Annotated in this window: 18 protein-coding genes; 9 read left to right on the forward strand and 9 right to left on the reverse strand. The window is 35.0% G+C overall.

Translation table 11 applies throughout. The features are described from left to right. Positions 1–176 precede the first annotated feature (176 nt). Both ACODSB_RS10550 and ACODSB_RS10555 read left to right on the forward strand, forming a co-directional pair. Positions 177–2,105, forward strand: a complete 1,929-nt coding sequence (locus ACODSB_RS10550) for a tetratricopeptide repeat protein (RefSeq protein ID WP_488936996.1) — start codon at positions 177–179, stop codon at positions 2,103–2,105. Between the two features lie 83 nt (positions 2,106–2,188). Continuing rightward, entirely contained in the window at positions 2,189–2,581 is a 393-nt protein-coding gene (locus ACODSB_RS10555; protein WP_488936997.1) for a hypothetical protein, read from the forward strand. An 849-nt stretch (positions 2,582–3,430) separates the two neighbouring features. Here ACODSB_RS10555 and ACODSB_RS10560 read toward each other — a convergent pair. From ACODSB_RS10560 to ACODSB_RS10575, 4 genes are all read right to left on the reverse strand, one after another. After that, the gene (locus ACODSB_RS10560) at positions 3,431–3,865 is read right to left on the reverse strand and encodes a DoxX family protein (protein ID WP_309842621.1); all 435 of its coding nucleotides are present in this window, start codon (positions 3,863–3,865) and stop codon (positions 3,431–3,433) included. 373 nt (positions 3,866–4,238) lie between these two features. Continuing rightward, positions 4,239–5,288: an alpha/beta hydrolase gene (locus ACODSB_RS10565; protein WP_488936998.1), complete on the reverse strand. Its 1,050-nt coding sequence runs from the start codon at positions 5,286–5,288 to the stop codon at positions 4,239–4,241. Between the two features lie 79 nt (positions 5,289–5,367). Then, positions 5,368–6,237: a helix-turn-helix domain-containing protein gene (locus ACODSB_RS10570; RefSeq protein WP_488936999.1), complete on the reverse strand. Its 870-nt coding sequence runs from the start codon at positions 6,235–6,237 to the stop codon at positions 5,368–5,370. Between the two features lie 51 nt (positions 6,238–6,288). Further along, positions 6,289–6,849 carry a GNAT family N-acetyltransferase gene (locus ACODSB_RS10575; RefSeq protein WP_488937000.1) on the reverse strand — a complete coding sequence of 187 codons (561 nt, stop codon included), beginning with the start codon at positions 6,847–6,849 and terminating at the stop codon, positions 6,289–6,291. Between the two features lie 440 nt (positions 6,850–7,289). On the opposite strand from ACODSB_RS10575, the gene ACODSB_RS10580 reads away from it, so the two are divergent. The 4 genes from ACODSB_RS10580 (at position 7,290) to ku (ending at position 13,340) form a co-directional block, all read left to right on the forward strand. Further along, entirely contained in the window at positions 7,290–8,303 is a 1,014-nt protein-coding gene (locus ACODSB_RS10580; protein WP_488937001.1) for a zinc-binding alcohol dehydrogenase family protein, read from the forward strand. 336 nt (positions 8,304–8,639) lie between these two features. Then, positions 8,640–10,844, forward strand: coding sequence for a TonB-dependent receptor (locus tag ACODSB_RS10585; protein WP_488937002.1), 2,205 nt, complete (start codon positions 8,640–8,642; stop codon positions 10,842–10,844). Positions 10,845–11,171: 327 nt separating this feature from the next. Then, positions 11,172–12,401, forward strand: a complete 1,230-nt coding sequence (locus tag ACODSB_RS10590; protein ID WP_488937003.1) for a PQQ-dependent sugar dehydrogenase — start codon at positions 11,172–11,174, stop codon at positions 12,399–12,401. Positions 12,402–12,563: 162 nt separating this feature from the next. Then, on the forward strand, positions 12,564–13,340 hold the full coding sequence (ku, locus tag ACODSB_RS10595; protein WP_488937004.1) for a non-homologous end joining protein Ku: 777 nt from the start codon (positions 12,564–12,566) through the stop codon (positions 13,338–13,340). On the opposite strand, the gene ligD is transcribed toward ku, so the two are convergent. Together ligD and ACODSB_RS10605 are read right to left on the reverse strand one after the other, a co-directional pair. Next, a complete protein-coding gene (gene ligD / locus ACODSB_RS10600) occupies positions 13,337–15,886 on the reverse strand; it encodes a DNA ligase D (RefSeq protein ID WP_488937005.1) in 2,550 nt (849 codons plus the stop codon). The genes ku and ligD overlap by 4 nt on opposite strands. After that, positions 15,873–16,355 (reverse strand): hypothetical protein, encoded by a 483-nt coding sequence (locus ACODSB_RS10605; RefSeq protein ID WP_488937006.1) that lies wholly within the window; start codon positions 16,353–16,355, stop codon positions 15,873–15,875. Before ACODSB_RS10605 ends, ligD begins: the two co-directional genes overlap by 14 nt. Before the next feature lie 265 nt (positions 16,356–16,620). On the opposite strand from ACODSB_RS10605, the gene ACODSB_RS10610 reads away from it, so the two are divergent. From ACODSB_RS10610 to ACODSB_RS10620, 3 genes are all read left to right on the forward strand, one after another. Continuing rightward, the gene (locus ACODSB_RS10610; RefSeq protein ID WP_488937007.1) at positions 16,621–18,765 is read left to right on the forward strand and encodes a catalase; all 2,145 of its coding nucleotides are present in this window, start codon (positions 16,621–16,623) and stop codon (positions 18,763–18,765) included. A 160-nt stretch (positions 18,766–18,925) separates the two neighbouring features. Further along, a complete protein-coding gene (locus ACODSB_RS10615; RefSeq protein WP_488937008.1) occupies positions 18,926–21,358 on the forward strand; it encodes an arylsulfatase in 2,433 nt (810 codons plus the stop codon). 17 nt (positions 21,359–21,375) lie between these two features. Next, a complete protein-coding gene (locus ACODSB_RS10620) occupies positions 21,376–21,510 on the forward strand; it encodes a hypothetical protein (protein WP_488937009.1) in 135 nt (44 codons plus the stop codon). Positions 21,511–21,960: 450 nt separating this feature from the next. On the opposite strand, the gene ACODSB_RS10625 is transcribed toward ACODSB_RS10620, so the two are convergent. The 3 genes from ACODSB_RS10625 to ACODSB_RS10635 form a co-directional block, all read right to left on the reverse strand. Further along, on the reverse strand, positions 21,961–23,451 hold the full coding sequence (locus ACODSB_RS10625; protein WP_488937010.1) for a hypothetical protein: 1,491 nt from the start codon (positions 23,449–23,451) through the stop codon (positions 21,961–21,963). Positions 23,452–23,493: 42 nt separating this feature from the next. Continuing rightward, on the reverse strand, positions 23,494–25,302 hold the full coding sequence (locus tag ACODSB_RS10630) for a DUF8693 domain-containing protein (protein ID WP_488937011.1): 1,809 nt from the start codon (positions 25,300–25,302) through the stop codon (positions 23,494–23,496). A 363-nt stretch (positions 25,303–25,665) separates the two neighbouring features. Continuing rightward, positions 25,666–26,115, reverse strand: coding sequence for a PaaI family thioesterase (locus ACODSB_RS10635; protein WP_488937012.1), 450 nt, complete (start codon positions 26,113–26,115; stop codon positions 25,666–25,668). Between the last annotated feature and the right edge of the window lie 67 nt (positions 26,116–26,182).

Here is a 26,182-nt window from a genome sequence, read left to right on the forward strand (position 1 = left end):
AAACTGCGACTGAAAACTGCGACTGAAAACTGCGACTGAAAACTGCGACTGAAAACTGCGACTGAAAATTCACAATCCACCATTCACAATTAAAAAAAAAATCATCATTTATAATGACTCCTCCGCTATAACGAACTTCTACATTTGCGGTTTTAAAATTGAAGAATAAAAGTATCATGAAAAATTATCGTTCGTATAAAAGAGTTGATCCCGTTTATTTTAGCGGAGAAATTTTCTTTCCTGTCGGATTATTGTTTGTTGCCGCGCTTATAAGTTATTTTCTATTGTACTTCCTCGGACTTGGATTTGCGGTGTTTTTTAATGCTGCCATCGCTTGGTGCGGTTATTTTTACTTTTTTTATTACGGAAAATCCAGTGCCAGTATCAGTTTAAAATTTGTGTTTGGCGTTATTGTGATAACCGCATTGCTGCTTTTTGTAGATTATGGTGTTTATGCTTTGGTTACGTATCAAAAAACAGGATTTTTTAATGGTTTGTATTTCTCAATATGGCTTGCAGTCATACTTGGCACCCCGCTGGTTTATTATATGCATTATTTCGGTTCAAATTATTATGAACAAGTCAATCTGGCGAGTACTTATTTTAAAGCCACTTTCAGCGTTTTTCACGATCGCGAACTTTTAACGTATATTGATTCGATTGCATTTGTCAATTCTTCAAAACATGTAATTTCAGATATAAAACTGGAGAATAATATTTGTTTTTATTCTGAAGAAGAACTTTCAGAAATGGAAACACAATCTAAATACTATCATTTAAACCAATCAGCTTTTTCCGGTTTAATTCATATTCCGTTTGATGCAGATCGTTTTCAAATGTCATGGTTTTCTATGGTGGAAGATCGGTATTATAAAATTGATGTTCCGTTTCCGATGGAGAAATTAGAGCTTGAAGAAGAGAAATATCCGTTAGACGAACCCAAAAACATTCGAGGTAAAAAGTCGAAGCGAATCTATCTTCATATTTACCAAAACGGAGGCTTTAAATTATACAACGATGATACGGTTTTACTGGACTTTGAAGCCAATAATGAAACTGAAATAAGCGAAGAACAAAAACAAGAAAAAATTATAGCAAACCGACGTTGTCATAGATTTTATGATAACGAAGAACGTTTTTCTCAGTTAATTGAAAGAATAAAAAACTCCAATGACATTCAGGAACGTTTTGAATTAAAAGATAAACTTGTAGTTTGGAATTTAGAATTTGAAGGCTTAGACAAACGCAATTATCTCGAAATAAACGACAATTATTTTAAATATTATAAAATAGAAAAAGAAGCCATTGCAGAACCGGCTTTAAGACATTTGCCCAGAAAAATCATTTTTGTACATCGAGGATCTTATTTACGAACCTGGATGCGAGTGCATATTGATGTTCAAAAATTAAACCAGAAAATTGAAGAAGTTCTGGCAGCAGGATCCCAAAACCAGGTTTTGTTTTCTCTTGATTTTAAAGATGCCGCAGTAAAAGATTTAATTTTTACAGTAATTGGAAACGATAAAAAAATAGTTTTCACAGGCTGGGAAATTGAAATAGACGAATATCGAAAAAAAGAAATAGACGACGAACATCTCGAGCAAAAAGAAGACGAAACCAAAAGAGCACTTTTAAAAGAAGGCTGGGATTTTGTTTTTGCCAAAAATTATGAGGAAGCACAAAAAACGTGTAATGCTATATTGCTTATAGATCCTCAATATGCTTCGGCTTATTTTCTTGAAACCAGAATATTATGGTATACGAAAGGTTTTGAAGCCAGCTTTAAGAAAAGAAAATATTATTTCACAAAAACACAGCATGAACCTCCTGTAAATGCTCTTATCTACAATAATTATGGCTGTATTTTAGATAGAGAACTGCGCTATGAAGAATCACTGCCGTATTTTGAAAAAGCAATTGAAATAAACCCGAAAGAACCCATTTTTGTGTGCAATCTCGGAGAAATGTATTATAAATTAAAACAACCCGAAAAAGCATTAAAAGAAGCCAGAAAGGCAAAAATGATGGGATATCAATCGGCAATGTTAACCGAAATTATAACCAATAAAGGCAAAATTGATTCAGATAAATCAGTCATAAATTAGAAATCAAAATCACTATAAATAGTGATGCCAGATAAAAATACGGAAGATAAATTTGCCCCAGTAATTAATCAATTAAATTAAATATGGGATTAGCAGAAAAACGTTTAGCAGAATCGATTAAAGTAGAAAAACTTCCGGCTTTTGAAGCAAAACTAAAAGAAAGAGCAGGTTATGATATTAAAGTAGATATTGACTGGAATACTTTTACAGCTTATGACCAATATCCTTTATCAAGACTGGATATTGTTTTTGACGACGTAGAATCTTTCGTAAAAAAAATCTGTTCTGATGATATGGGAAAAGAAGCGCTGCAGGAAAAACTGAGCACCATTCACTTAACAAATTCTGAAAATAATGATGACGTTAAAATGGAATTAAAAGACGACACCTTGTTTTTAACCGTCCAATTGGTACAGTCGTCATTTAATTCCCAAACCGATTCTCAAATCGCAAACTATGTAGAAGCACTTTTGTAGGTTATTGGTGTTTTTAAATATTTTGTGGGGCAAAACGAGGTAGAGTAGTCTATCTCGTTTTCGTTTTTTGATATCCGGTTATCATTCCGTTAGGAATGTTTCATTGGTAGAAATAAATAGCAACAATCGGTATTTACATTCCGTAGGAATGTTTGATATTTCAGATTATTAAAAATGATAAAGCCATGTCAAAATCAAACGTTCCTACGGAACGCAAACAATAATAACAATATAATTTTCTACCTATGAAATGTTCCTACGGAACAAAGAAAATTATAAAATAAAAGAGGCTGTCTCAACGTTTGAAACAGCTTCTTTATTTTTTTTATATTTTATTATGTCAAAGTTTTAAACTTTGACATAATTACTCATCGAAAATAGGAAAAGCTATGTGTGAAAAAACGAGTTTTTTTTAATCTCCCTTTTCCAAGAATAAAAAATCTATGTTTCTATGTGTTTAAAAAAATAATTGAATATTTATATTTTATTATCAGCCGCAAAAGCAGTTTTACCAATTGTAGAAAACAATAAGGCAGTTCTTTTGTTGTAATTATTTTGCTTGCTTTTAATGAAAACTCAAGTTATGATTTTTTAATACCCAGTCATCATTCCGTTAGGAATGTTTCATTGGTAGAAATAAATAGCAACAATCGGTATTTTCATTCCGTAGGAATGTTTGATATTTCAGATTATTAAAAATGATAAAGCCATGTCAAAATCAAACGTTCCTACGGAACGCAAACAATAATAACAATATAATTTTCTACCTATGAAATGTTCCTACGGAACAAAGAAAATTATAAAAATAAAGAGGCTGTCTCGACGTTTGAGACAGCTTCTTTATTTTTTTTATATTTTATTATCAGCAGCAAAAGCAGTTTTACCAATTGTAGAAAGCAATAAAGCTGCAGCAGCACTTGTCAAAACAGAATAATCAAAAGGCGCTTTTACCGAAACAGAAATCGCCATTGCGATTGCAAAAACTAACATTAAAAAAGAAGTTCCCAAAGCAGCGATTCTGGTTTTGAAACCAAAGATTAATAAGATAGAAAACAGAATTTCAAAACCTGTTGCAATTGCACCCAAAACTTCAGCCGTCGATTTGCTTGCAAAAGAATTAAGTGTCTGCGTATAAAGAACAAAATTTTCCCAGTTTCCCCATGCAACACCATTCGAACCGGGCGCGCCCCAAAGTCCAAATCGGTCAGCAACCGCTGATAACATTGTGATTCCTAAAACTATTCTTAAAACTAAACCGGCTTCTAATATTGTTATGTTTTTCATTCTGTGTATTATTTATTTGTCAAATTGGGGGATTAAACGAATTCTTTTCCAACTCAAAAAAGCTGGCAAATCATTTTTATAACGATATTCTAAGCTTCAAATTGTTTAAAAAGGAGAATTCACAATCGATATTGCTTTTTTTCAAGGCTTTTTAATGAGAAATCATCATTTCTAATGATTTTTACTGCTGAATGAAATTCTACATTTGCCTCAGGATTTTTTGTTTTTATTTTTAGAAGTTCTGTAAAATTTACCTGGAACGTAATCATCAGTAACTTCTTTTTAAAATAGACTTTCTATTTTAAGTATTAGTAAAGTAAAAAAGGGATAGAAAATTAATTCTATCCCTTTTTGTTTTCAAATATCTGGATTCTTATTTCAATGTAGTTTTAATTACAATTGCAGCTTGTTGAATCGCAGTTTGAATCGCCGGAACATTTGCAATAGGATTTAAAAGTCCGTAATCGTGAATCAATCCGTTGTATCTTGTCAAAGTTACAGGAACTCCGGCTTCGTTTAATTTTCTGGCATACGCTTCACCTTCATCTCTTAAAACATCATTTTCAGCAGTTTGAACTAATGCAGGAGGTAAGTCTTTCAATTCTGCTAAACTTGCTTGCAATGGAGAAGCATATTTTTCTGTTCTTTTTGAAGCGTCTGGCAAATAATTATCCCAAAACCATTTCATCATATTTTTAGTTAAGAAACGTCCGTTAGCATATAAATTATAAGATTCAGTTTCAAAATTAGCATCTGTTACAGGCCATAATAAAACTTGTAGTTTAATATGAGGACCTTTTTTATCTTTAGCCATTAAAGTAATTGCAGCAGTCATATTTCCACCCACGCTATTTCCCACAACAGCAAGGTTTTTACCGTTTACACCAATTTGTTTTCCGTTTTCGGCTACCCATTGAGTTGCGGCATAAATTTCATTAATCGCCACAGGATATTGAGCTTCCGGAGAAGGAGTATAATCTGGGAAAACCGCAACTGCACCGCTTTCTACAACTAAATCTCTCACTAATCTTCTATGAGTTGGATAATCTCCTAAAACCCATCCGCCGCCGTGAATAAAGATAAATACCGGAGCATTTGCTTTAGCGCCTTTAGGTTTTGTAATATGGATTTTTACTTTTAAACCGTTTTGAGAAATTACTCTTTCAGATTCTTCGATACCAGAATAATCAACTTCAACTGACTTTTGTGCACCAACTAAAACGTTACGTGCATCTGTAACAGATAATTGTTCCAAAGGTTTTCCGTCACCAGAATTTAATGCGTTTAAGAAACCGCGTACTTCTGTAAAAATTTCAGGGTCATTTTGCCCTTTAAATTGTCTTTCCTGTGCTGAAGCAATTGTATTTACGATTAACAATGCTGCAATAAATAAACCCTGTTGTAATACTTTAATAGTTTTCATATCATTTGTCTTTTTAATTATTTATAATTTGATAGGACAAAGATATGGCGGTAATACAGCTCTAAAAATAGACAAAAGTCTATTCTAATTGTACATTTTTCCCTTGAAGGTATTTTTTCTTGAAATTAGACGGAGTGTCGCCAACTTTATTGGTAAAAAGTCGGTTAAAATAAGCCGGATCTTCATATCCTAATTGATATGCAATCTCTTTTACACTTAAAGAAGAATAACCTAAAAGCCTTTTAGCTTCCAGAATAATTCTATCCTTAATAATATCGTTAGGCTGAGAAAGTTCTAAACGATTGAATTTATTCGAAAGTGTTTTGGGCGCAAGACCTAAAATATCAGCATAATCGGCAACCGTATGTTTGGTCCTAAAATGAATTTCGACCAAACGGCTGAAATCTCTAAAGAAATCCATTTCCTTTGAAGGTTCATCGTTTAAAACACCCAATTGCTGTATTTTCCAGATTCGGGTTGCTTTAATAATAAGCTGTTTCAAATACGTGCGGATCATTTCTTCCTGCGAAGAATCGGGAGCGTCAAATTCCTGCTGAATTTGACTGTAAATGCCTTCCACAAATAAAACCTCTTTTTCAGGTAAAGTTGTCATTGGCATTTCAAAAATATTATTGAACAACAAACCGTCGCAGGCAACCTCGGCATCATGAATCTGCACACAATAAAAATCTCGGTTATAATACATAAAATAACCTTGCTTTTTTCCTTCCTTATTAATCTGTAAATATTGATTGCTGTTTATAAAAAACAGAGAAGGACTTGAAGTTTTGTATTGTTTAAAGTCAATTGTTATTTCGTAACCTTCCGGTAAATACAATACCTTAATATATGCTTTGTAATCGTCACCATTAATTTCCTCTACAGTTTCCTGATTCAGAATTAAAAATCCCAGTTTTTTATAATTAGATTCAAATATTTGGTGATTCATTTCGGCTTGTTTTGGTTTAAAAATACTAATTTTCTTTGGCAGAGCCGAATTTTAATTCGGACTTATTTGAAGATGATCCAGTTTTTTTCCAACCAAAGTTTTTTTGCCCACAACCTTAAACCCAAGTTTTAAATAAAGACTTTTCGCCAGCGGATTATCTTCGTCAACCAATAATCCTAAAGTCAGTTTATTTTTATGTACATATTCATCAATTAGAAACTGAAGTATTTTAGAACCAATTCCTTTTCCCTGATATTTCGGGTTTATTCCCACCGAATCAATATAATATTCACCCGCCTGCGTTTCCTCTTCAAGATGAAAATCAGGATTAAAGTTGAGATGTACATAATCAATAATAGGAGCGCGTAATTCACGTAAATCGGCGCCATTATAAACACTGACGGCACCAATGATTTCATTTTCAGACTCGGCTACAAAACAATTTTCATACGAATATTGATTGCCTTCTCTTGCAGTAAAATAAGAAACCAATTCGATTGCGCTGTCATGATCCTTCTTGCCCATATATTTATAGATGATGTCTTCCATTGCCAGTAATAAAATAGGAGCAATGTATTTTGAATCGGATATATTGGCTTTGCGGATATTCATTTTGAGAAGTTTGATTTAGCAAATTTAAAGTTTTTTAAACACATAGGAACATAGTTTTTCTTTGCGTGTAAAGGCGTTTCACTTGTTTCAATGCACATAGCTATGTGTAAAAAAACGAGTTTTTTTTTAATATCCTCTTTTTCAAGAATTAAAAATCTATGTTTCTAAGTGTTTAACAAAACTGCCGAATTTCGACCAATATAAAATAAAAACATATCAGCTCTATTATTTTAAAGAGATTTGCTTTAAAAAATATGTTTCCCGCGGATTTTGCAGATTGAGCTGATAAATAAAAATATCTGCTAATCTGCAAAATCTGCGAGAGAACAAATAAAAGGCATTGAAAAATTTGTACCGATATTTTATAAAAATATACAAGTTTTAAGAGTTAAAGCCCTCGTATCTTTGTTAGTATATTTTAAACCAAAATTTAAAAAACGATGAAAGCAATAGGATTCAAATCATCATTACCCATAGAAGAAAAAGACAGTTTTATAGAATTTGAAACTGCAAAACCAATACCCGGAGCGCATGATTTATTAGTGAAAATTGATGCCATCTCCGTAAATCCGGTTGATTTTAAAATTCGCCAGAGCGCTGCAAAAGACTCCGTTCTTGAAAACCCAAAAATTATTGGCTGGGATGCCGTAGGAATCGTGCAGGCAGTTGGAGAAAAAGTAACTTTATTTGAAGTTGGAGATCCGGTTTATTACGCAGGAGATTTAACCAAACAAGGAAGCAACGCTGAATTTCAAATTGTTGATGAAAGAATTGTAGGTAATAAACCAACATCATTAACGAATGCAGAAGCTGCTGTGATTCCGTTGACTGGTTTAACAGCTTGGGAAATTCTTTTTGACAGAATCAGAATCAATCCGGAGAAAGACAAAGGAAAATCAATCTTAATCATCGGAGGTGCCGGCGGCGTTGGTTCTATCGCCATTCAGCTATCAAAGAAAATTGCAGGATTAACGGTTATTGCTACCGCTTCACGTCCGGAAACAATAAAATGGTGCAAACAGCAGGGAGCCGATTTTGTGGTGGATCATAAAGACTTAGTTGCTTCGGTTAGAGAAGCTGGTTTTCAGCACGTAGATTTTATTTTAGATTTTGTTGATACCAATGCTTATTGGGATATTATGGCGGAATTAATTAAACCACAAGGACATATTGCATCCATTACCGGAAGTGCAGAACCTGTTGTTTTAAATAAACTGAAAGGTAAAAGTGTTTCCTTTTCATGGGAATTAATGTATACGCGTTCGATGTTTCAAACAGAAGACATGATCGAGCAGCATCATATTTTAAATAAAATTGCAGATTTATTAGACGAAGGCGTTTTAAAAACAACTTTAAAAGAAACTTATAAAGGACTTTCTGCAGAGAATCTTAAAAAAGCGCATCAGCTTTTAGAATCCGGAAAAACGATTGGTAAAATTGCGATTAAATATTAATTGCATTTTTTAGAGAGTAAAGAAATCCCATTTTGTAATGGGATTTTTTTGTTTACAGCAGTTTTATTTAAACACATAGAAACATAGATTTTTTAATTCTTGAAAAGAGGATATTAAAAAAAACTGGTTTTTTGCACATAGCTTTACGCATTTTGATGGCGCAGCTTTGTCAAAGTTTTAAACTTTGACAAAGCTTTAAACGCACAACTATGTGCATTAAAAACAAGTGAAACGCCTTTACACGCAAAGAAAAGCTATGTTTCTATGTGTTAAAAAATTAATTGCATTCCAAAACTCAGAATAGTATTTTTGCGATCCAATTCCAAAACTTACTACATGCGATTTCTATTTTTCTTTTCTGTTTTTATCCTCACTTTTTCGACAAAATCACAAACGGTTTCGGGAACTGTAAATGGTGCAAACGGAAAACCATTATCTGATGTTTTGATTCGGAATTTAATTTCTAAAACGCACGCTCATACGGATATAAACGGAAAATTTACTTTAGAAGAAACTAAAATCGGCGACAGCCTTCAAATTTCGAAACAAGGATTTATTACACAGAAAATAAAGGTTTTGTCAAATGAAAATCTATCGATTCAATTAGAAGAAAAACCTTTTTTACTGGAAGAAGTTACGATTACCAATAATCTAAAATATCTTAATACAATCTCCAAAATTGATTTAGAAATTCAGCCCGTATCTAACTCGCAGGATTTATTGCGAAAAGTTCCGGGACTTTTTATTGGACAGCACGCGGGCGGGGGAAAAGCAGAACAGATTTTCCTGAGAGGTTTTGACTGCGATCATGGAACAGATATTAATGTTTCTGTAGATGGAATGCCTGTGAATATGGTTTCGCACGCACACGGACAAGGTTACGCTGATCTTCATTTTGTGATTCCGGAAACGGTAGATAATATCGATTTTGATAAAGGATCTTATTTTGCAGATAAAGGCGATTTTACAACCGCAGGATATGTTGGTTTTAATACCAAAAATGCGTTGCAAAACAGTTCACTTTCTTTTGAAGGCGGACAGTTTGATACTTTTCGTACGGTGGCTTTGTTCAATTTACTGAATAAAGAAAATCAGTCGGCCTATTTTGCGGGAGAATATATGATGACAGATGGTTATTTTGATGCGCCGCAAAACTTTAACCGAATTAATTTGTTTGGAAAATATGCTGCAAAAATGAATAACGGAGATAAACTGGCAATTGCTGTTTCGCATTTTAAAAGTCAATGGGACGCCAGCGGACAAATTCCGGATCGTGCCGTAAACGACGGAACCATTTCGCATTACGGAGCCATTGATCCAAATGAAGGCGGAAATACCGGAAGAACAAATTTCAACCTGCAATACGATGCCAAAATTGATGAAAACACGCATATTAAAAACACAGCGTATTTGAGTAAATATGATTTTGAATTGTATTCGAATTTTACTTTTTTCCTGAATGATCCTGTAAACGGCGATCAAATCAAACAAAAAGAAAACAGAACTATTGTTGGTTTTCAGTCAGAATATAATGAGAAGTTCAGCGAGAAATGGCTTTTTAAATTAGGGGCAGGATTACGAAATGACAATAATAAAGATGTTGAATTATCGCATACTTTAAACCGAAAAACAGTTTTAGAATATTTGAGTTTAGGAACTGTAAACCAGACGAATTTGTTTACTTATAGCAGTTTAGATTTTACATCTGGAAAATGGCTGATAAATGGAGGTTTGCGTTTGGATTATTTCAAGTTTGGTTATGAAGATCAACTGTCTTCAACTTATACCAATCAAACGCAGACAAAAGCGATTGTAAGCCCAAAACTGAATTTCCTTTATACTCAAAATGAAAAATTACAATATTTCTTAAAAATGGGAAAAGGATTTCACAGCAACGATACACGCGTAGTAGTGGCACAGAAAGGCGAAAAAATCCTGCCTGAAACCTACGGAGCCGATTTAGGAATTAACTGGAAACCGTTTCCAAGAATGATCGTGAACTCGGCAATTTGGTATTTGTATCTGGCACAGGAATTTGTGTATGTGGGTGACGAAGCGGTTGTTGAACCAAGTGGAAAAACAGAACGTAAAGGTTTTGATTTTGGATTTAGATATCAGTTAACCAATTGGTTATTTTGGAATACAGATTATACCTATACACACGCAAGAGCAATCGACGAACCAAAAGGAAATGATTATTTACCGCTTGCTCCGGTTCATACTTTAATGAACGGATTTTCAGTAAAAGATTTAAAAGGATTTTCGGGAAGTTTAAGAACAAGATTTTTAGGAGATCGTCCGGCAAATGAAGACAATTCCGTTGTGGCAAAAGGATATTGCATTACCGATTTCTCAGTAAATTATCAAATTAAAAAAGTTTCGATAGGCGTAAACATCGACAATATTTTTAATACAAAATGGAAGGAAACGCAATTTTTAACAGAATCCCGTTTAGCAAATGAAACCGATCCTGTTGAAGAAATTCATTTTACAGCAGGAACACCATTTAATGCCAGATTGATATTGAAATACAGCTGGTAGGTTATGCCAAAAATATTTGTATAATATTTTATGTTCCGTAGGAACATCTCGTCGGTAGAAAATATTATGTTATTATTATTTACGTTCCGTAGGAACGTTTGATTATGACATCATTTTTAATAATCGAACGTATCAAACGTTCCTACGGAACGTAAACCCTGACAATTATTATTTTTTTCTACCAATCAAACATTCCTATGGAATGATAATCCGGGATCGAAATTTAATAAAAATTCTGTAAGTCTTATCTTAAATTATATAAAATTTTTGAATTTTTATTTTAGATATTTGAAGTTATAACCCAGATTAATTTAATAAATATCTACGATGAAAAATTTAAAGTACATTTTGATTCTTTCGAGTGCATTATTTGCCTTTAGCTGCAACAACAACGATGATGATCCTGAAAATGGAGGCGGAACCGTAACGAACCCTGTAGAAACAAATCCTGCAAATACTCAATATAAACCTGCTTTTGCCGGACAAACCCGAATTAGCGGAATGACTACCAATACAGAATATAAAGCCGATATCATTACATCGGCGCTTACAAGTCCGTGGGGCGTAAAAGTGCTTCCAGACGGCCGACTTTTGGTAACTCAAAAAACAACAGGAACATTACGTATCGTTACAACTGCCGGAGTGGTTAGCGCGCCAATTACTGGTTTGCCTGCCGTAAATCCTGCGAATCAGGGAGGTTTGTTAGGTTTATGTCTTGATCCTGATTATGCAACAAATAAAATGATTTACTGGGTGTTTTCTGAAGCAGTTGCAGGAGGAAATATTTCTGCTGTTGCAAAGGGAAAACTGGCAAATGACGAAAAAACTATCGAAAACGCAACGGTAATTTATCGTTCAAGTCCTGCAAATCCAAGTGATTTACATTATGGCGGAAGAATTCTGTTTGATCAAACCGGAAATCTTGTGGTAAGCACGGGTGAACGTTCTGTTTTGCAAACCAGACCTTTGGCACAATCTTTAACAGCAAGTCTTGGTAAAGTAGTCAGAATTACAAAAGACGGACAGCCTGCACCAGGAAATCCAACTTTTGGCGGTGCAAATGCATTACCTGAAATATTTACATATGGACACAGAAACCCACAAGGACTTGCTATGCACCCGGTTACAAAAGAAATCTGGGAGAGCGAACACGGACCAAGAGGCGGTGACGAAATCAACCGTTTGAAAGCCGGAACAAATTATGGATGGCCAACTATTACGTACGGAATTGAATACAGTGGACAGCCAATTGGCGATGCTATTCAGCAGAAAGACGGAATGGAACAACCGATTTATTACTGGGATCCTGTGATTTCGCCTAGCGGTATGACTTTCTACTCTGGAAATCGTGTACCGGAATGGGAAAATAATCTTTTCATAGGTTCGTTAAGCGCTACGCATATTGCCAGACTTGTTATCAGAGATAATAAAGTGGTGGGAGAAGAAAGATTATTAGCAAGTGAAGGACAGCGTTTTAGAGATATAACGCAAGGTGCAGATGGCGCTTTGTATGCGGTAACAGATCAGGGAAGACTTTATAAAATCGACAAAAAATAATTATTTGAATGGTTAATTATTAATTGTGAATTGTGAATTATAAAAACGGTGCTTTATGCATCGTTTTTTTTTGGTCGTTATTTTATAAAAGTTTTGGATGAATGTTATAAAACTATATCAGTGTTTGTGATTTAATTTTAAAGCTAATTAAATGAAAGAGTTATGAGATCGATATGGACAGGTTCAGTGAGTTTTGGATTGATTAATATTCCAATAAAAATGTTTTCGGCGGTAGAGGAGAGCAGTCTTGATATGGACATGCTGGATAAAAAAGACCACGCCAATATTAAATTCAAACGTGTTAATGAAGATACGGGTAAAGAAGTCGATTTTGCGAATATTGTAAAAGGCTACAAAATTGAAGACAAATATGTCATTTTAGAAGATTCTGATTTTGAAGCCGCAGATGCGATCAAAACGAAAACAATTGCTATAGAAAGTTTTGTTCTCGAAAAAGAAATTCAAAGTATTTATTACGAACAGCCGTATTATCTGGAACCGGATAAAGGCGCAATGAACGCTTACGGGTTGCTCCGTGATGCACTTGAAGCTTCAGGAAAAGTAGGCGTAACGCGTTTTGTTTTGCGAAACAAAGAAAGTCTGGCCATTTTAAAACCTTATAAGAATGTCATTGTTTTAAACCGAATTCGTTTTGAACAGGAAATCAGGGCTACAGACGAACTAAAACTGCCGCCAGTTTCTAAAAAAGCTACCAAAGAAATGGATATGGCCGAAAAACTAATTGATCAGCTTACCGAAAAATTTGATATTACGGGTTTTAAAGATGAATATACCACCAAACTTTTGGATATAATTAAAAAGAAAGCCAAAGGAAAAACAGCCAAAGCACCTAAACTTAAAGTGGTGCACAGCAAACAAAGCGACGATTTAATGTCAATGCTGAAAGCGAGTTTAGAAACCAAGAAAAAGTCATCTTAGACTCTTTCTTGTTTCTCTTCTAATTTCTTGATTATCTTTTTGATATTGGCACCTTTTGACAAAACAGGTTCCCATAAATCCCCTTTTTTCTCAAATCGCTGCAATACATTCTTAATCGTAAACTGCGACGGATGTAATTTAGTAGTAACTTCACTCCATTCTAAAGGTGTTGAAACTGTTGCACCAGGTTTAGGACGAACAGAATAAGGCGCTGCCAAAGTTTGTCCGCGGCGGTTTTGCAGATAATCTATATAAAGTTTATTATCTCGTTTTTTGATGCTTCTCTCAATTGTTGTAATATCCGGAAGCCTTGTCTGAACTTCCTTGGCGATTAATTCTCCTAAAATTTTTATCGAATCATAATCGTATTGTGCACCAAGCGGAATGTAAATATGAAGTCCTGTCGCGCCCGAAGTTTTGCACAAACATTCCGTTTCTAATTCATCCATAACTTGTTTTACAACTTGTGCAGTTTCAACAACAATATTAAAATCCTCTTCTTTTGCCGGATCAAGGTCCATTACAAGCCAGTCTGGATTGTGAATGTTTTTTATGGTCGAATTCCACGGATTAATTTCTATACAGCCCAAATTTGCCATATAAAGCAATGTTTCCTTATCATTACAAATAAGATAATCTATGTTTTCTTCGTTCGATTCTGAGAATATTTTTTTGGTTTTCAGCCATTTTGGAGTTTTCTCCAAATCAATATCTTTTTGATAAAAACTTGGCGCATCAATTCCGTTAGGAAAGCGGTTCATAGATTCCGGACGATCTTTTAAATAAGGCAGAATAAGGGATGAAACTTCATTGTAATATTGAATAATTTCGCCTTTTGTAATACCGTCAGCAGGAAAATATATTTTGTTCTGATTTGTTAAATGTAAAGTGGCTTTTCCAACTTTTAAATCGTAATCATTTTCGGTTTTGTGTTCTTTTAAATCTTCCATTTTATTTTGCTTGAGGTTAGTTTTGCTTTTACCATTGAAAACAACTTCATTGGCTTTTTTATCAATTCTTAATCCCAGATAAACAGGATGTCTCAGGTTATTATCCTGCGTCCATTCTGAATATTTAACCTGACATACAACTTTGGGTTTAACCCATTGAATTTTATCTCTTAGTGGAACTTTTTCGCTTAGCGGGGATTTGTCCAGAAATAACGGTTTAAGCTTTGTATAAAGCTCTTTTAGAACTTCTTCTGAAAAACCCGTTCCGCATTTTCCAATATATTTTAATTCTCCGTCATTATATTGGCCCAGTAAAATGGCGCCAAAGTATTTCCGGGAATTCTTAGGTTCTGTTATTCCAATGATTATAGCTTCTTCTTCATTAGAAATTTTAATTTTAAGCCAGTTACTACTCCTGCTTGCAACAGAATAAGTACTGTCGGCTTTTTTTGCAATAATGCCTTCGCTGTTGTTTTTTCGGGCATTTTCAAATTGTTTAATTCCGTCCCCAATAGTATGTTCCGAATAAAAAACATTTGTAAAATCATATTTATTAAATAAAATTTTCAAAAGCTCTTTTCTGTCAAGCAGAGAAAGGTCTGTTACCGAATTTCCATCTAAATTGAGCAGATCAAAAACATAATATTTTAGGTTTCCGATTCCAGTTTTAAGATAATTTTGAAGAAGTTGAAAATCAGCTCTTCCGGATTCATTTTCAACCACGATTTCACCATCCAGAATTACGGTGTGATCTATCCTTTTCAATTCGTCTGCAACGGGTTTAAAACTGACATTGAACGAAATTTGATTTCTGCTGAATAAATTTACTTCATCCGGATTAATAACGGCAACGGTACGATAACCGTCATATTTATTTTCAAAAAACCATTCTTCATCATCAAAAGGTTTTTCGACTGTGGTGGCAAGCATTGGTTTTACAAAAGAAACTTCGGCAGTTTTTGCTTTAGACTTTTTTTTTATCGTTTGCTTTTCTTCTTTTTCTTCTGGTTTTGCCTTTATTTTTTCAGATTTTTTCTCCAGTTCTTCTAAACTTCTTTTCGAAATAACCGATTTATTTTTTTCTAAAATATCAGCATCTGTAGCATATTTATCTTGTTTCTTGATCAACAGCCAGGCGTTTTCCTGTTTTCCGTGAAGTTTTACCAATGAAAATTCCCCTTTAAGTTTTTTTCCTTTTAAGATAAAACTTAAACGTCCTTTTTTCAAATCGGCTAATAATTGTTTTTCGTCTGAGGCGGTTTTTTCGTCAGAAGTATACGTTCCGTTATCCCAAACAATAACATTTCCGGCACCATAATTTCCTTCGGGAATTGTACCTTCAAAATCTTTATAACTGTACGGATGATCCTCAACCATCATGGCGAGGCGTTTTACTTCCGGATCAAGTGATGGACCTTTTGGAACAGCCCAGCTTTTAAGAACGCCGTCCATTTCTAACCTAAAATCATAATGCAAATGTGATGCAGCATGTTTTTGAACGACAAAAATCAATTCACTTGCTGATTTTCCGATTTTACCCTTTGGTTCGCGGGTTTGTTTAAAATCTCTTTTTTCGTTGTATTTAGACAATGACATAAGCGTTTGCTAATATTAAAAGTGTTAACGTAACAGAGTAGAGCGCCGTGGCGACAATGGCAAAAATTATATGGGCAAAGAACAGCTGAATGTAATAACCCTTAAAATCAATTGGGGGGTGATGGTGGGTCATCTTAAAAATAATTATCCAGCTGACTATGCCAACTACACCGCTTATTACTCCTAATATAAGAGCGCTTAACGGTGAAATTGGCAGTATATCCTTTACCCAAATAATATGATATCCTATAACAAACAAAAGACCAATTATATAATGTAATAACCAGCCCCAGATTTTTTTTGACTTCGGCGAGAGCTCTATTTTCATTTTGTCGATAGCATAACTCAAAAGCACCGGTTCTTTATACAATTCTCTAAAGCTTTTTGACATGGCATAACTAAACCACGTCATGGCTGATGTTGCCATAATTGAAACCACAACCAATTGTATAATAACATTAAAAATCATGTACGGTGTTTTTAAAGTGACTCACTCAAAATTACTTTTAGAAATGCTTTTTTTAGTTATACGATTAGATTTCGTAATTATATAATTATAGGATTAAATAATTGATATCATGGATATTGTAATATGAATGTTATAAGCCTGAAACCAAATTGTATAATATTTAACATGAAAAGCCTTCTAACTTTGTTTAGCTATTTTGCTAAATATTCTTCTATCGAAATAGACCAATTATTAAGTCACCAATACATTTTAAATCAAGAAACAAATGAAAAATTCAAAGAAAACAAATCAGGATAATTCTGATGGAAAACAAAGAGATTTAGATTTGAATAGATCGAATGGAGAAAATCAGTTTTTGACCACTAACCAGGGAGTTAAGATTAATGATAATAACAATTCCTTAAAGGCAGGAGAAAGAGGGCCGTCTCTTTTAGAAGATTTTATTCTTAGAGAAAAAATAACTCATTTTGATCACGAACGCATTCCGGAACGAATCGTTCACGCAAGAGGTTCTGGAGCTCATGGATATTTTGAACTTTATAAAACCATGGAAAAATATACTAAAGCCGGATTTTTAAACAATACAAGTATTAAAACTCCCATTTTTGTTAGGTTTTCAACTGTTGCCGGTTCAAGAGGATCAACAGATTTGGCTCGCGATGTTCGTGGATTTGCCGTTAAATTTTATACTCAGGAAGGTATTTTTGATTTAGTTGGAAACAATGTTCCGGTATTCTTTATTCAGGATGCCATGAAATTTCCAGATTTAATTCACGCTGTTAAAGGCGAACCGCACAATGAAATTCCGCAGGCCGCGTCTGCACATGATACTTTTTGGGATTTTATTTCCTTAATGCCAGAATCCATGCATATGGTTATGTGGGTAATGAGCGACAGGGCAATTCCGAGAAGTTTAAGAATGATGGAAGGTTTTGGAGTTCACACCTTTAGATTTGTGAATGCACAAAACGAATCTCATTTTGTAAAATTTCACTGGAAACCAAAATTAGGAACTCATGCTGTTGCCTGGGACGAAGCACAAAAAATATCAGGTAAAAATTCTGATTTTCATAAACTGGATTTGTGGGAAGCGATCGATACCGGAAATTTCCCTGAATGGGAATTAGGCGTTCAGATTATTCCGGAAAGCGATGAACATAAATATGATTTTGACCTTTTAGACCCAACAAAATTAGTTCCTGAAGAATTGGTTCCGGTAACCATTATTGGAAGAATGGTGCTGGATAAAAACCCAGACAATTTTTTTGCAGAAACAGAACAGGTTGCGTTCCATCCGGGTCATATAGTTCCGGGAATTGATTTTACAAATGATCCGTTATTACAAGGCCGTTTATTTTCTTATACAGATACACAATTATCAAGGTTAGGAAGTCCTAATTTTCATGAAATACCAATTAACAGAACCATTGCGCCTATGCACAACAACCAGCGTGACGGGCATATGCGTCAGGAAATTGCAGTTGGTAAAGTAAGTTATCATCCTAATTCCCTGGGCGGCGGATGTCCTTTTCAGGCAAAAATTGACGAAGGAGGTTTTGCCAGTTTTAATGAGCGAATTGATGCTCATAAAATAAGAGAACGAAGCGAAAGTTTTTCAGATCATTTTAGTCAGGCCGTACTTTTTTATAACAGCCAGACTCCGGTAGAACAAGATCATATTGCAAACGCATTGTCTTTTGAACTTGGTAAAGTTGAAACTGTTGCAATTAGAGAAAGAATGCTTGGGCTGCTAAATCAAGTTGATGGTAATCTGGCATCAAAAGTTGCCAAATCCTTAGGAATTCCGGTTCCAAAGAATATCGAAAAACCCATCAATCATGGAGTTGGTGCCGATGATAAAGGCAATCACGAACCAACAAAAGTGAAACAAAGCATTAAAAATTCTGATGCTTTAAGTATGCTGAAAAATCCAACTATTTCGAATACTATTGCAACACGCCAGATTGCTTTTTTATGTGCTGAAGGCGTAAATGCATCATCAGTAAAAGCAATGAAAACGGCGCTTCAAAATGCAGGTGCAAAAGCAGTAATTATTGCACCGCATTTAGGAACAATTACATCAGAAGACGGAACAGCCATTCCGGTGGATCAAACTTATAAAATTGCAGCTTCGGTACTTTTTGACGGGGTTTTTATTCCGGGAGGAAAAGGAATTAAAGAACTTTCAAGAATCAAGGAAGTGAAAGAATTTATAAATGATTCCTATAATCACTGTAAGTTTATTGCAGCTGAAGCAGAAGGAATTCAAATAATAAAAACAAACAGCGATATAAAAGAGAAGGATGCAGGAGTTTTAATTAGCAATACTATTGCTGACAAAGCTTTAAATACTTCTTTTATAAAAGCTTTAGGAAGACATCGTTTTTGGGAAAGAGAAAAGATGCTCTAACAAATTGTTTATATAAAATATACTGAAACCATTCATTAATTTGAATGGTTTTTTTTTGTGGAATCAGAGCAAATAGGTTTCAAATTATAATTTGAAACCTATTTGTAAGATTTTGGCTCTTAGTAAGTTGTAACTTAGTTGTCCCTTAAAACCACAAATCATGAAAACAAACGACATTTTAAATGCTGCTTTAATTTTCATAAAAAATAAAGCAATACTTCTATTATTTGTAATTATTGGTACACAGGTTACTTTTAGCCAGGAAAATGAAAAACCGGGAACTCCAAAAGTTTTGCCGCAACCTGATTTTCATTTTTCAGGATATGTGGGCAGAACGTATCTGGATTCAGATCCGCCGCAATTTCCTCAGCCTGTAAAAGCTCCAAAAGGCGCACCAAACGTGGTGCTCATTTTATTAGATGATTCGGGATTTGGACAGTTTAGTACTTTTGGCGGCGGCGTACCTTCACCAACAATGGATAAACTGGCAGCAGAAGGAATACGTTACAATAAATTTCATACTACAGCGCTTTGCAGTCCAACACGTGCAACCTTAATAACAGGACGAAACCATCACTCAGTTTCTTTTTCCGGAATTACAGAAGCAGCTACGGGTTATGACGGCGCAGTTTGTATACTACCCAAAAATGCCGCAACCATTGCCGAAGTTTTACGTCAAAATGGTTATATGACGGCTTGGATTGGTAAAAATCACAATACACCCGCTTGGGAAACCAGTGAAGCTGGACCATTTGACCGCTGGGCAAACGGATTAGGCTTCGAATATTTTTATGGATTTAATTCTGGAGATATGAATCAGTGGAACCCGGTTTTGTTTGAAAACCGAAATCTTGTTCCGGTTTCTAAAGATCCAAATTATCACATGACAGTCGACCTTGCAGATCACGCTATTGCATGGGTTCGAAAAGTAAAATCGATCGCGCCTGATAAACCTTATTTTTTATACGTTGCTCCGGGTGCGGCACATTCACCGCATCATGCTCCGCAGGACTGGATAGACAAGTTCAAAGGTAAATTTGATATGGGCTGGGATGCTTACAGAGAGCAGACTTTTGAAAGACAGAAAAAACTGGGTGTTATTCCGCCAGATGCAAAACTTACTCCAAGACCAGAAAGTCTGCCTGAATGGAGTTCACTCAATGCCGATCAAAAACGTTTGTATGCCAGAATGATGGAAGTATTTGCGGCGTATGGCTCGCATTGCGATTATGAAATGGGAAGAGTAGTCGATGCTGTAAAACAATTGCCGGATGCAGATAATACCATTATCATTTACATTGCCGGAGATAACGGCGCCAGTGCCGAAGGCGGAATAGAAGGTTCTGTAAATGAAAATTTATTTTTTAACGGAATTCCCGAAAAATGGCAGGATAACCTTAAAGTAATAGACGAATTAGGCGGGCCAAAACATTTTAATCATTTTACAGCAGAATGGGCGTGGGCAATGGATACACCTTTTCAATGGACAAAACAGGTGGCAAGTCATTTTGGAGGAACACGAAACCCTATGATTATTTCATGGCCTGCCAAAATTAAAGACAAAGGAGGTTTAAGAAGCCAGTTTACACATACCATTGATGTTGTGCCAACGCTTTATGATGTCATTGGTATTACACCACCTGAAGTTGTAAATGGTATTACTCAAAAGCCTATTGAAGGAATTAGTTTTGCTTATACTTTTAATGATGCCAAAGCAAAAGAAAAACATACAACCCAATATTTTGAACTGGCTGTAAACAGAGGTATTTATCACAATGGCTGGATGGCTTCGGCATTATCATTTGCACCATGGAATCCAAATCGTGGCGCCTTTGATCCCGATAAACAAAAATGGGAGCTTTATAAAGTCGATGAAGATTTTAGTCAGGCCAATGATTTAGCAGCAAAAAATCCGCAGAAATTAAGAGAAATGCAAGATTTATGGTGGGTTGAAGCCGCTAAATACAATGTACTTCCGCTGGACTGGCGTGCTGTTGAAAGACTGAACGGAGAATTAATGGGAAGACCAACGCTGGCCGGAGACACCAATACTTTTACTTATTATTCCGGACAAGTGGGTTTACCAAATGAAGCCGCTCCAAGAATCCTTAATAAATCATGGTCAATTACCGCCGATATTGATGTTCCAGATAATGGAGCAGAAGGAATGATTGTAACACACGGAGGTTTAGTGGGCGGATACGGACTTTATGTACAAAACGGTAAACCAAGTTTTGTTTACAATAATCTTGCTTTGGAACGTCCTACAGTTACAGGAAATGAAGTATTGCCAAAAGGAAAAGTAAAACTGGTTGTTGATTTTAAATACGAAGGCAAAGGAGAAGAAAGAGGAAAAGGAGCAACAGTTACACTGCTTGTTAATGGCAAAAAAGTAGGAGAAGAGCATCTGGAAAGAACAATACCTATTCAAATATCCCTTAATGAAGGTTTAGATGTGGGAATGGATGCCGGTTCTCCGGTTGATTTTAATTATAAACTCCCTTTTGAATTTACCGGAAAAATTGAAAAAGTAACGTATAACCTGAGTGAAAACAAAGGCTCAAAAACAGGAAAATCCGCGAAAGCGAAATAATTATAAAAGCATTTTTTATGAAAAAGCTACTTCTATATTTTAGTCTGCTCCTTCTTGTTTTAAGCAGCTGTAAAAAAGAATCTGATACTTCAGTTTCAAACAATAACTCGTCAGATTCAAGTTCTGATGGTTTAGACAGCCCCTTTTTTTAATATTTGATTTGTATGTGTAATGAGTTGTCCCTACGGGACAATTTGCAGGCGTCGATATTGTTTTTTCTACCGACCAAAAACTCCTAACAGAGTTTATGTTAGTCGAAAATGTATTAAAATTTAAAAAACTCCATTTGGAGTTTCTAATCTATAGCCCCTACGGGGCAATTTTGCAGGGATTGGTATTTTTTTCCACCGATATAAAACTCCTAGCGGAGTTTATGTTAGTCGAAAATGTATTAGACTTTAAAAAACTTCGCCAGGAGTTTACTTTAGTAGAATTATATTAAAAATTAAAAAACTCCGTTAGGAATTTCTGGTCGGTAGAAAATGTTTGGAAATTTGCTGCAGAAAAAAAACTCCGTTAGGAGTTTCAGATCGGTAGAAAAAAAATGCATTACCCGATATTATTGTCCCGTAGGGACTACATTTTTTATACAAATGAGTAAATTATTTAATTATAAGTGTCATATTGGGAACGACGATATCTCCATTACTTCCTGTGTAACGTTGTGCAAAAACTTCAATAAAATCATTATTTACTAATTCTACTGATGCGTTTATGGGAAGCACTACAATATCGTTAAGTACTTGTCCTCTTCCGTAAATTTTGTACTGAGTTATAACTGTTCCATTTTTTGCGATATAGATAATGTAGGTTCCTGCTCCAGGCACTTGGAAAGAAATAGATCCTCCAATTAGAAAGATTCTCTTCTTTTTTCCCTGATATCGTAATCGATTTGCAGCATCAGTTGAAAATCTAAATAAATTTGAATAAGTGGTGGAAGGAGTTCCAGAGCCTACTTTTACTATATTACTTGGATTGAGGTTATTTGTAAAACTAACTCCAAGTCCACTCCCAACAGCATAATCCATAGAAAGATCGCCTACAGCATTAGCATCTGTTTCTGTTGGAATTCCGGAAGCTCTAACATTCCAGCTGTTATTAAAATTATATCCTGTATATGATCCTGTAGTATAGCCTTTTACATATCCTGTTGTATTTGAGCCTGTAAAAACAACAGATTCTAATATGGCATCTCCGGTAATACTAAGTCCACTAGTAGAAACATCAAATCCTACGGCAGTTCCGTCAACCTGACTAAAGCCACCTTGTTTTTCTACTAATGTAAATGTTCCGGTTAGTTTTTCGTAAGTCCCGGTATTATTACCAAACCATCCCTGATTGCTTAATAACAGCTGATTAATATTGTTATAGGTTATTCCGGTCGTATTTCCGGTAAAATTGACAATACTCAAAAATACAAGCCCAAAACCAGATATTGTTCCTACACTTGCTGAATTGGCAACGATACAGTCCCTAAAAACTAAATTTTGAGTTGCCGCTCCGCTAAGGTTAAAAACACTACCTGTTGCTGCTCTAAGCGTAACATTTTTTATATTTCCTCCTGTTGCGCCTTCAAAAATATTTCCTGTTGTTCTAAGTATAATATCATCATTAGAATCTAAACCGTGTACATAAGCATTATTTAATTCTATAGGAAAGTTGAAGGTAACAGTACCATTTATTTCATACAATGTATTTGAGTTTAAAAGATATTTCGCTCCTCCGCCTGCGGTAAGCTCTGCTGCCAAAACGGTTGCTAAATTATCTGTAGATCGAATACGTTTAAAATTTAATCTGGGATTTATACCGCTGCTCACCACTAACCATGACGTAGAACCTGAAGAATAATAGTAAAAAGCTTTTAAATCAGTATCATAAACAATTAATCCGTCAGCAGGCGTTGTTATGGCAGTTCTTTGGGCAGTTGTCATTCTGGGAGTCAGCATACCCTGAGTAGTTGAGGTAATATCTAATACCGAACTCGCATTAGGAGTAGTAGTTCCAATTCCGACTTGGGCATTTGCGATAAAGGATAAAAAAATAAAAACGAGTAGTAATAATGTCTGGTGTTTTTTTGAGGCTGTATTTTTCATAATTTCAGGTTTTAGATAGTTGAAAGGCAATAAAAAACATTATTAATTTCCTGCATTCGAAATAATTACTTTTTGGGATATTTTTTCATTATCAGCAGTTATGAAGGTCGCAATATATACTCCGGAACTTAAGCCGGAAGTAGAGAAACTATAGTTTTCTTCAACCCCCAAGTTCTCTTTATATCGAACTGTTTTACCCACCATATCATAGAGATAAAATGACTTAAACGGAATAAAATCCGGATTTGAAGCTTTTAATAAACGGCTTGAATTGTCCTGCATAATGAAAAAATTACTTTTAGCATTTTCATCTGTGCCCAGTGTTTTGTTTGTGAAAGTAATTTTAAAACGATCCGGGAATACGCCTGCCGGAATGGTAACTTCATAATTCCCCGTTTTAATATTATGATACGATGCATCTGAGGCATCATATATAAATATATTTTGTGCAGGATCAAAGTTGATAACTTCGGGAATATAAAATTTAAGGGTAGTGCTGGCTTCGGCCTTTACGGTTAAAGGAATTTGTTTGGTAATATCAAAATTAGTACCTGTTATGATATAATTTTTTCCTTCCATCAAAAAGAAAGTATCGCTGGGAAAATTGTCCATACTTACAGCGTCAAGACCTCTGTCAACTCCGTCTGTCGCTTCCGGTAAAAAAGCAAGGGCGAGCTGTCTGGTAAATTCGTTGTTGATAATAGCATTTATCCTGATGTGCGGAATATCATTTGATTCTTCGGCTTTTTCAGTTTTAGCTGTTTCTTCGGTTTTAGCGGTAGTTTTATCTTTTGCGGGTTTTTCAAATTGTGATAAACCTGCACCTTCTTTATAAAATATTCGATACGAATTTCTAAAGGTTACCGTTCCGTTTGCAGCACCTTTAATCACAAAGCCCTGTCCGATAGGCGAATATTTACGCTGACGCATAAGCCCAGACGAAGTACCAACCGTATTTAACGAACCATCGCCATTATAACTATTAAAAGTGGCAGGAACATAAATACCGTTTGAGCCTAAACTTCCGGGTGAATAAGTGGCATATCCGCCCCTATAAGCCTTAATTAAATGTGAATTTGTGGTTTTGTCCTGTTCCCAGAAATAAGCAATTCCCGTACAGGCACTGTTTAGTGGATCTAATAAAAAAGCATTTAAATGCAAGGCAGAAGGATATGGATTTCCGGTTAAGGTTGAGGCATTTCCCGCACCAACGGTAACGGTAATATTTCCGTCATTGGGTTTTCCTCTAAAATCATAACGCTGAGCACCAGTTCCGCCGGGATTATTTGCACCAGTTCCTTCCGGGTCTACAGCATCAGTTCCGCTGGTTCCTTTCATGGTGAAACCTTCACCGGGTGCCAGTGTAGTAGTAGTTCCTACCTGAACCCATTGCGAATAACTATTAGCATTGGTCAATTTATAAATCCATCTTGACGCAATAGAAAGCGGATTTGCAATTCCGTCATAACTTGCTAACGGCAGGATTGTTGCAGCAGTCGATGCCGTTGAGGTCGTTGGCCTGTTCAGTAAAGTAATACCAAAATTTCGGTTTCCGGTTGCAGCTACGTTTACACCTACGGGAGAACACCAGTAATTGTAGTCAAAATTATCTGCGCTTCCTTCCTGATAAACAGAAATTATTCCGGTTCCTACATTAGTCGAAGTTCCTGTTGTACCCTGAACCAACTGAGATAAATTACGCAGATATAAATTTGAATTTGCGGCAAGGTTTATAGTCTGCCCTACGTAAAGAACCTGGTTTTTTACATAAACGGGAGTACTTGCACCAACATAAATCTGTCCAAAGCTTTGAATAGAAATGATATAAATTAATAAGGCAAATTTTTTCATAATTTTTAGTTTAGTTAAAAATTAGATACTGTCGAAAACTATATTTCAAGTAATGCTAAACCCTTAATTATATATCTGCCTGCAGCAAATAACTGCTTTTTCCTACTGCATGATTAAGAATTCACTTTTATAAAAAACGGAAAGTAAAGTATGATTGTAAATTATTTAAATTGTAAAAAAAAGCTGCACTAACCAGTTTTCTAACTAGAAAAATACTTACTTATTAGTTACGATAAATCAAATATTTAAGAAATTTACTATGCTCAAATTTAAACCCTATATATTTTAAATTTTTACATAATTTCTTACATATTTTATATTATTTCCATTTTACACGCCATTTCTTATAAAAGTGAATCGATATCAAAGAACTTTTTTGACTACGTTGGTTTTAAAAAGATTAGAATATCCTTTGGCAATCAGCCTTGTTTCGGTTTCATTCCAAATTTCGCATTGTGCATTTACGAATTGCTTTCCTTTTTTTATTATGGATGTTTTCGCCAGGATATTGTCTCCGGAATGCGCAGGAGCGAAGTAATCAATAGTTAGGTTTATTGTGGTATAAAAATGTTCCTCGTCAAGCGAAAATAACGTTGCACCAATACAATCATCTACAATTGCCGCAGTAACTCCGCCGTGTAAAGATTTGATTGGGTTCGTCATTTCCTCTCTAATGTGGTATTTAAAAGTTACTGTTCCGGGTTCTGCCACGACAACAATGGGTTTCATCCAAAGCATAAATGGAGAAGGCGAAAGCACAAATTCTCCGCCAATGTGATCTTGCAACACTTCTAATCTTGTTTTTGTTTTCATTATTTAAATTTTAAATTAGTAATTATACCAATCGGTATATTTTTGTATGTAAAAAAAGCAATCGGTA

It is taken from the genome of Flavobacterium sp. FG68, from assembly GCF_057808895.1.

What these genes read in the sequence shown, in the direction of transcription:
- ACODSB_RS10615 (WP_488937008.1), top strand. Translation starts at nt 18,926, where the DNA reads ATGAAAACAAACGACATTTTAAATGCTGCTTTAATTTTCATAAAAAAT.
- ligD (WP_488937005.1), bottom strand. Translation starts at nt 15,886, where the DNA reads ATGTCATTGTCTAAATACAACGAAAAAAGAGATTTTAAACAAACCCGC.
- ACODSB_RS10585 (WP_488937002.1), top strand. Translation starts at nt 8,640, where the DNA reads ATGCGATTTCTATTTTTCTTTTCTGTTTTTATCCTCACTTTTTCGACA.
- ACODSB_RS10575 (WP_488937000.1), bottom strand. Translation starts at nt 6,849, where the DNA reads ATGAATATCCGCAAAGCCAATATATCCGATTCAAAATACATTGCTCCT.
- ACODSB_RS10625 (WP_488937010.1), bottom strand. Translation starts at nt 23,451, where the DNA reads ATGAAAAATACAGCCTCAAAAAAACACCAGACATTATTACTACTCGTT.
- ACODSB_RS10590 (WP_488937003.1), top strand. Translation starts at nt 11,172, where the DNA reads ATGAAAAATTTAAAGTACATTTTGATTCTTTCGAGTGCATTATTTGCC.
- ACODSB_RS10565 (WP_488936998.1), bottom strand. Translation starts at nt 5,288, where the DNA reads ATGAAAACTATTAAAGTATTACAACAGGGTTTATTTATTGCAGCATTG.
- ACODSB_RS10550 (WP_488936996.1), top strand. Translation starts at nt 177, where the DNA reads ATGAAAAATTATCGTTCGTATAAAAGAGTTGATCCCGTTTATTTTAGC.
- ACODSB_RS10620 (WP_488937009.1), top strand. Translation starts at nt 21,376, where the DNA reads ATGAAAAAGCTACTTCTATATTTTAGTCTGCTCCTTCTTGTTTTAAGC.
- ACODSB_RS10610 (WP_488937007.1), top strand. Translation starts at nt 16,621, where the DNA reads ATGAAAAATTCAAAGAAAACAAATCAGGATAATTCTGATGGAAAACAA.
- ku (WP_488937004.1), top strand. Translation starts at nt 12,564, where the DNA reads ATGAGATCGATATGGACAGGTTCAGTGAGTTTTGGATTGATTAATATT.
- ACODSB_RS10560 (WP_309842621.1), bottom strand. Translation starts at nt 3,865, where the DNA reads ATGAAAAACATAACAATATTAGAAGCCGGTTTAGTTTTAAGAATAGTT.
- ACODSB_RS10580 (WP_488937001.1), top strand. Translation starts at nt 7,290, where the DNA reads ATGAAAGCAATAGGATTCAAATCATCATTACCCATAGAAGAAAAAGAC.
- ACODSB_RS10635 (WP_488937012.1), bottom strand. Translation starts at nt 26,115, where the DNA reads ATGAAAACAAAAACAAGATTAGAAGTGTTGCAAGATCACATTGGCGGA.
- ACODSB_RS10605 (WP_488937006.1), bottom strand. Translation starts at nt 16,355, where the DNA reads ATGATTTTTAATGTTATTATACAATTGGTTGTGGTTTCAATTATGGCA.
- ACODSB_RS10630 (WP_488937011.1), bottom strand. Translation starts at nt 25,302, where the DNA reads ATGAAAAAATTTGCCTTATTAATTTATATCATTTCTATTCAAAGCTTT.
- ACODSB_RS10570 (WP_488936999.1), bottom strand. Translation starts at nt 6,237, where the DNA reads ATGAATCACCAAATATTTGAATCTAATTATAAAAAACTGGGATTTTTA.
- ACODSB_RS10555 (WP_488936997.1), top strand. Translation starts at nt 2,189, where the DNA reads ATGGGATTAGCAGAAAAACGTTTAGCAGAATCGATTAAAGTAGAAAAA.